Source organism: Pseudomonas sp. HMWF006 (assembly GCF_003061205.1).
GTDB classification, from domain to species: domain Bacteria; phylum Pseudomonadota; class Gammaproteobacteria; order Pseudomonadales; family Pseudomonadaceae; genus Aquipseudomonas; species Aquipseudomonas monsensis.
This window is the reverse complement of record NZ_QAIU01000544.1, coordinates 1-7,088: the sequence shown is the minus strand read 5'-3', so window position 1 is coordinate 7,088 and position 7,088 is coordinate 1. Positions and strand designations below refer to the sequence as shown.

Genomic DNA, 7,088 nt, shown 5'->3' with positions numbered 1-7,088 from the left:
CCGGTTATGTGCCGGCTCACGAACTGAACATTCCGCTGCACACAGCCATTCAGGAAATCGCTGAAGAGTGCCTGCTGGAGACGCCGGAAGGCTGGCTCGGCGGGCGCTTCAACGACACCTGGCTGCCGGCGCCCTACGCCTCGGCCCTGCACTATCGCGAGGCGTTGCCGTTTCGCCTGACCCCGTTGTCCGGATCGGCGCGGCCGATACGTTGCGCCAATCTGCAATTGGTCGAACGGCCGCGGGCTTATGTACATCTGCCGACGGCATCGCTGCAATTGATCTACGACCTGCGCCTGGACGTGCCCAAGGAAGCCAAATCCCTGAGCCTGTTTCATGTCGATGAACGTCTGGAGGGCGATCAACTGGTCGCGCGGCTGGACCGCAAACGCCCGGATCTGTACCTGATGCCGCTCAAGGATGGCGCGCCGCTGGCCGAGCTCTACACCCTCAAACGCGACAAACTTGTGCCGGCCGGCACGCGTGGCCTGTATCTGGCCGAAAGCTTCGCCACGCAGACCGGCTGGGTCGTGCGCGAAGAGCGAATTCGCTGGAAGGACTGGCTGGTGCAACAGGGCCTGCAACCGGCGAAAGCCCCGCGTCAGGGCCTCAAGCAGTTGAGCATCAAGGCGCTGCGGCTGGTCGGCCTGGGCAAAAAGCGCGCGAGCAAATAGCCGCTAGCGCCGGCGATCCATCCAGGTGCGCAGCGTGGCGAAGAAGTGGAAATAGCGGTTTTCGCGCTTGCCCATGCCGCGCTTGGGCGAGAACGATTCTTCGGCAAACGCCCCGGTAATCCGTACACGCGAGGCCTGGGTCGGCAACGTGCAGACCTTGGCACCCGCCTCTAGCAGCGCGTACTTGAGCAGACGCTCGGAATGCAGCTTGCGCCCCGTCGCCTTGCAGAAATCGAAAATGCGCTCGATGCGCTTGCCATAGGCGACATAGGTATCGCGCCCGCAAATGGCAAAGCGATCGTTCAGCCCGCCCCACCACTGCCAGTCCGGAATGTACGCGTTGTGGCGTCGCGCCTGCGCATGGTTGAACACATAACCGGGCAACGCGTTGTGGAAGAAATTGTCCGGTCGCACGAACACGACGAAATCCGGGTTGAACGGTTCGATCATGCCGGTGACGGTGTGCAGCGAGTTGAGCTGATAGATCAGGTTGCGCAGCGACGCATAGTCATCGCCCCAGGTATCGCCCTGAGCCTTGACCTGTTCGAAATCCCAGCGCTCCAGTACGCCCTCGGTCGAGGTCAGCCCGCCGGACATCGACTCGAAGGGTTGGTAGTTGTCCGCCGCCAGTTCGCCTTTTTCGCCAGAACGGGTGTTCTGCACTTCATCGATTTTATACAGGTGATAAAAGCACTTTACGTCGCTGCCCGCAGGCAACTGCGCCAGCACGTTCTGTTCGATGGAGGGGAAACAGATCGACGAATTTCTCGGAATCCCGAAAAACGCCACGGCAATTTTCAACACTCAACAGCACCTTTTGAAAGTAGTTCGGGCCTGCCGGCAATGCGGCACCGCTTATCGCTGGCGAAACAGCTTTTGCCACCAGCGGCGGGGTTGCAGTGGCACCACGATGATGTCCGATTTCTGCAGCCAGTCGCGCTCGTAATCCCAGGCGTGACCGCCCCACAATTTTCCCGCCTCGTTGGAAAACCCCAGGGTCAGGAGCTGGTAGGTGTAACCGGCGTGACCGCGCAACCAGTCGAACAGCACCAGCGTATTGAAGCCGGTGGAGGGCCCGACGTAGCGCTTGCCCCCTGGCCGGTCGACCGGGTAATTCCACAGCGGCGGCAACGGGATGCGGTCCCAATACATGGCCACCCGTGGCAACGGGCACATCGGTGCAGCGCAGCCGACGAGCATGGTGAAACAGCGTTCGCCCGCCCGCTCGATCAGCCGCTGCACGTCGGGGCCGTAAGGCAGACCAAAAAAGTAGGCGTCCGGCGCGTTGTAGCCATGCACGAAGACATTCACGCTTTGCGCGTTGAGCAGCGGTGCCTTGATGCAGGTATTGAAGCTGACGACGATGTCATCGGCACCGATGTCCAGCGCCTGAAAATCCGCCGCGGTGATGGCCGGATTGTTGGCGATCAGTACCACCCGCGCCGCACGGCTCAGACACGTGCGCAGCGCTTCGGGCAAGGCTTGCAGAACCGATTGGTCACCACCCGGCAGCGCATCCAGCGCCATGTGCTCGTCCATCATTCAGACCGGCACCTTCATGCCGTAGCGCAACTTCACCCAGAACCGGGTGAACGCCGAAGGCGGCTGCCATGGGCGCATTTCGCGCTGGATTTCGGTGGCGAGGGCCTGACCGACACGGGTGAAGGAATAGCGACTTTCGGCAAACGCCTGGCCATTGCGGGCAATACCTTCGGCCAGCTCGGGGTTGTCCTGCAGCAGTTTGATCTTCTCCACCGCCTCGTCTTCGCTGCGATAGAACACCGTGTTGTGCATGTCCTCGAAGCCCAGCAACTGATCCTCTTCGCCCTGACTCCACGCCAGCAACACGCACCCACAGGCCATGGCTTCGAAGTTCTTGATCATGAACTCGTTCATGCCGATATCGGCGCTGACGAAGATCTTGATGCGGTTGAGCGTCTCCAGGTATTCCGCGCCCGACTGGGTGCGGGTGACCAGCATGCCGGTGCGCTTGGAGAGCGACTCCAGCAATGCCTTGCGCTGGGCGTACTCGGTGCTTTTCAGGCTGCCGAGAAAACCGAGCGGAATGTCACGCACCGCACCGGTGTTGCGCAGCATCTGCTCGTCATAACCTTTGGAAACGAACACCGTGTCGATGCCTTCGGCCAGCATCTTGCGGGCAACGACGGCACCGGACACCAGCGCCCGGCAACTTGGCAAACGGCGATAAAGACGCGAATACACGCCGCGATACTTACTCGCCGGCATGTAGTTCTGATAGGCGTCGTGCTCGAGGAAGATCAGCCCGGGGATGCATTTGAGCACCTGCAGTTGCGTGGCCAGACGCTTGACCCGGGAGAAAATCACCACGCGGTCGAAGGTCTGGTAATCCACCGAAGCCAGAAATGAGCCCAGATTCAACTGCTGCTGCTTGCTCAAACGATAGATCAAACACTCATCACAGTTCTGCTGCACGATGTCGTAGAGCCGGTCGAGAATGACCCGCTGTTCGTCCATCACCAGGAGCATGACTTTCATAAATTAATTGACCACGCGGCGCAGGCAGGCAAGCGCATCGGATTCATGGCAGCCTGCATCAACGGAAACGATGAGATCCCCAAGGCAAAATCCGTTCACACGCCGTACACATCGGTAAAAATTCATCGGGATCAACGACTGCGAATCTTCTCGACAATCGCAGTTGTCGAGCTGTTTTCCACCAGTCCAAGCACTTTCACCGTGCCACCATACGCGGTCACGATATCAGCACCGACTACCTGATCAATCCCGTAGTCGCCACCCTTGACCAGCACATCCGGCTTGACTTCACGCAGCAGGTTTTCCGGAGTGCCTTCAGGAAAACTGATCACCCAGTCCACTGCCCCGAGGCCTGCCAGCACGGCCATGCGCCGGTCGACACTGTTGATCGGGCGGCCCGGCCCTTTCAGGCGGCTGACCGAGGCGTCGTCGTTGACCGCGACAATCAGCCGATCGCCCTGGGCTCGCGCCTGCTCCAGATAGGTCACATGCCCGGCATGCAGGATGTCGAAACAGCCGTTGGTGAAGACAATCCGTTCGTTATGCGCCCGGGCGTCGGCCACGGCCAGCACCAATTGCTCGAGGCCCAGAACACCGCGCTCGGAGCCTTCTTCACGCTGAATGGCGCGACGCAGTTCCGGCGCACTGATGGCAGCCGTACCGAGTTTGCCCACCACAATGCCGGCGGCCAGATTGGCCAGCGCGACGGCGTGGGGCAACTCTTCACCGGCAGCGATTGCGGCGGCCAGGGTAGAAATGACCGTGTCACCGGCACCGGTGACATCGAATACTTCGCGGGCACGGGCCGGCAGGTGCAAGGCCGGGTGATCCGGACGCAGCAGGGTCATGCCGTGTTCGCCACGGGTCACCAGCAGCGCACCGAGCTCGAGGTCGTGCATCAGCGCCGCGCCCTTGCTCACCAGTTCGTGCTCATCGGCACAACCGCCGACGATGGTCTCGAACTCGCTGAGGTTTGGCGTGAGCAGGCTGGCTCCGCGGTAGATGGTGAAGTCCTTGCCCTTCGGGTCGGCCAGCACCGGTATGTTTTTCGCTCGGGCCGCCTGGATCAGGGCCTGATGGTTTTTCAGCGCACCTTTGCCGTAGTCGGAAAGGACCAACACCTTGATGCCTTCGAGCAGGTCGTCGACCTGTGTGCCGAGCGCCAGGGCGTCGGTGGCGAACGGTTCTTCGAAGTCGATACGCAGCAATTGCTGGTGCCGGCTCATGACCCGCAGCTTGACGATGGTTGGCTGATGCGCAATGCGCTGAAACAGGGCGCGTACGCCCGCTCCCTTGAGACTGTTGCTCAGGCTGTCGGCGGCTTCGTCGTCACCGGTCACACCGACCAGGGACGCCGGCGCACCCAGCGCGGCAATGTTCAAGGCAACGTTCGCGGCACCGCCCGGACGATCTTCGATCTGCTCGACCTTGACCACCGGCACCGGCGCCTCAGGGGAAATCCGTGAGGTTCCGCCATGCCAGTAACGGTCGAGCATGACATCGCCGACTACCAAGACCGGGGCTTGATCGAAACGCGGCATGGACAACTTCATGGAGCAACCCACATACAAAATGAACAGGGGCGCGATATTAACACAGGGGAAAGCGCCGTCCGCCTCAATCTGAAAGGTCGCGCACCCAGAACAATTCGTGGCGCCGGACGGCCTTGCGGAAAAATTCGTTACTGCCCGTGACAGGCCAGCGCCGCCCCGCCAGTCCCTGCTGGATCCAGCGTCGCAACTGCCGCTTGAACACTTGCCCGCCCTGCAGGTCGTGCTCCATGGCCAGCGCCATGGCCTTGTCCAGTTGCACATCCGCAGGCACCAGCGGACTCCACAAGCGATCGGCCGGCAACGGCTCGATCGCCGGCGGCAAGGCAATCCCCGCGCCGGCCGGGCCCATTGGCCAGCGGTCGTTGTCGTGCAGGTGGTTGGCGTACATCAGCAGGGTCGTCGGTTTCCACTGGCTCAGGCCAACCGCCTCAAGCAGCGCCTGGGTCGACGCCACGTGATCGCTGTGCGGATCCAGCTCGGGATGCGGCGTCACAAGCACTTCAGGGCGGTAATGCTCGAGCAGCGCCACCAGGTCAGCGACCAGGTTGCGCCAGGTCGGCTGACCATCGACGTCGGCAGGCAGGCACAGTGGATTGTGTCGACGGACGCTGCGCACGTCGCTGTCCTGCGACTCCCGGGAACCGAACGCCTTCGTCGGCTCCTTGGCCATCTGCGGCAATTGCAGGCAGTAATAGCCCAACTGCACGCAACGCCCGGCAGGCACGCCGCCCCACAGCGGGATCGTCAGGCTGTCCCAACTGCGCAAGCGCCCCTTCAACCGCGCAGCCTGGGCCTGATCCAGCCCCAGACGCTGGAAGTTCTCAGCCTCGATCTCGCCCTGAGTCAGGGTGACGATGCTGACGTCTTCGCAGCGGCTGTAGAGGCCGAATGCGGCCAGCTCGGCATCATCTGCATGAGGGGCCACGACCATCACCCGCTGGCGGGCATAGTCCGGATTGGTCATGACCCACAGGGTGCCTGTGGCAGCCACCGCGCAATAGCGTCCGCGCAGTGCCAGCGTGCTCTGGGTCAGCGCAGTGGCCTGCCCGGACAGATTAAGGAATCGCCGCCCGTTGACGCCTCGTTCGAACGCCTGACAGTCATCGCCGATCTCAACCCAGGGATCGAGCCAGCGGCCCAGCCAATGGGCCTTTACGTGCAGCTCGAGAACAAGCGTCTCACCCGCTGCCAACGGCTCGCTCAGGCGTACCGTGCCGCCCTCCACGCTGACCGACTGACGGGCCGTGTGCGCAGGAAAGTCATAGTGATAGTCGTCAGAGGGCCGGTAGAACAAGTGATCGGCGAACCAGGCCTCGTGGGCCACCCAGGCCAGCACGAGCAGCACCGGTACCAGCCACCAGCCGGCCAGGAAGCCGATCAGCAGCAACGCCAGCAGAAAGACCACGAGAAACAGACGCTTGCTGCGTCGATGGGCCTTGAGAAGCTGTTGCTTGCGAGCGCTCATGAATTCAGACCTTGTAGACCGGCACCGTATGGCACCAGCGATCCTTGTACTCACGGTCGGCACGACCGAATGAATAACGCAACGGTTTGCCCAGTGCCTGCGCATCCGCCCAGGCCTGCTGGGTATTGACGAAACTCAGTACGCTGCCGGGGCTGAACTCGCGGCTCTGCGGGTCGACGCCGCCGTTGATGTATTCCAGCGACACCCATTGCGGCGCTTCGACGCGGTAGAGCACCTGAATGGCTACCGGCGCCGAATCGAGCATCGCCACAGAACCGGTCATGAATTCACGCAGCAGGGTAAAGACTTCCGCCAGCCCGGCCTTGCCCGGCACTTCGAAGCCCCAACGGCGCTGAAACAGATCGCCATACGCCGCAGCCTGTTCCTGCGGCGTGAAGTCGGACATCGGAACCAGCGACCCGCCCGCCTCTTCCAGCAGGCGCTGTTCGCGACGCTGGTTGTAACGGAATTTCTTCGAATACTCTTCCGGCAACCGGGCCAGGGCCAACCCTTCGGGCTGGACCTTCAGGGTGCTGATCTGCCCGGCATTCAGCTGGGAAACATAGGCCATGCGCTGGCGCACCGGCACGACGACATCCGGCGCGATGGGCAGGATGATTTCCGCATTGCCCATATCCAGCAAACCACGCTTGCCCTCGCGCTTGAGCACTTCCTTGGACAGCGCGACATGGCGGCCCCAGCAGGGAATGGCAGCGACCACGTCACCGTCGACAATCCAGCCCAGGTAACGCAACTCGATGCCAACGAACGTCGATAACCGCTCGACGACCTCGGGATGCGTCGCAACGCTGCCGCCGAAACGCTGCCAGGCGCGGGCGTAGGCATCCCGATCGATTTGCGTCCAGCCACGTTCACGAA

At 62.1% G+C, this 7,088-nt stretch carries 7 protein-coding genes; 1 reads left to right on the top strand and 6 read right to left on the bottom strand.

Annotation, left to right across the window (positions count from 1 at the left end):
* Positions 1-674 (top strand): metal ABC transporter ATPase (locus DBR24_RS24540; RefSeq protein ID WP_128616033.1); only part of this gene is annotated, 674 nt, incomplete at its 5' end.
* A 3-nt stretch (positions 675-677) separates the two neighbouring features.
* Here the strand turns inward: DBR24_RS24540 and DBR24_RS24535 are convergent.
* The 6 genes from DBR24_RS24535 to DBR24_RS24510 all read right to left on the bottom strand — a co-directional run.
* A complete protein-coding gene (locus tag DBR24_RS24535; RefSeq protein WP_123470837.1) occupies positions 678-1,478 on the bottom strand; it encodes a hypothetical protein in 801 nt (266 codons plus the stop codon).
* 51 nt (positions 1,479-1,529) lie between these two features.
* Entirely contained in the window at positions 1,530-2,216 is a 687-nt protein-coding gene (locus DBR24_RS24530; RefSeq protein WP_128616032.1) for a hypothetical protein, read from the bottom strand.
* Entirely contained in the window at positions 2,217-3,191 is a 975-nt protein-coding gene (locus DBR24_RS24525; protein WP_128616031.1) for a glycosyltransferase, read from the bottom strand.
* Between the two features lie 131 nt (positions 3,192-3,322).
* Entirely contained in the window at positions 3,323-4,744 is a 1,422-nt protein-coding gene (gene hldE / locus DBR24_RS24520) for a bifunctional D-glycero-beta-D-manno-heptose-7-phosphate kinase/D-glycero-beta-D-manno-heptose 1-phosphate adenylyltransferase HldE (protein WP_123471167.1), read from the bottom strand.
* Between the two features lie 64 nt (positions 4,745-4,808).
* Positions 4,809-6,209, bottom strand: coding sequence for a PIG-L deacetylase family protein (locus DBR24_RS24515; protein WP_128616030.1), 1,401 nt, complete (start codon positions 6,207-6,209; stop codon positions 4,809-4,811).
* A 4-nt stretch (positions 6,210-6,213) separates the two neighbouring features.
* Positions 6,214-7,088, bottom strand: an 875-nt coding sequence (locus tag DBR24_RS24510; protein WP_128616029.1) for a GNAT family N-acetyltransferase, incomplete at its 5' end; no start/stop codon positions are given.

Coding starts and splice junctions, on each gene's coding strand:
- DBR24_RS24530 (WP_128616032.1), bottom strand. CDS start 2,216: ATGATGGACGAGCACATGGCGCTGGATGCGCTGCCGGGTGGTGACCAA.
- hldE (WP_123471167.1), bottom strand. CDS start 4,744: ATGAAGTTGTCCATGCCGCGTTTCGATCAAGCCCCGGTCTTGGTAGTC.
- DBR24_RS24515 (WP_128616030.1), bottom strand. CDS start 6,209: ATGAGCGCTCGCAAGCAACAGCTTCTCAAGGCCCATCGACGCAGCAAG.
- DBR24_RS24525 (WP_128616031.1), bottom strand. CDS start 3,191: ATGAAAGTCATGCTCCTGGTGATGGACGAACAGCGGGTCATTCTCGAC.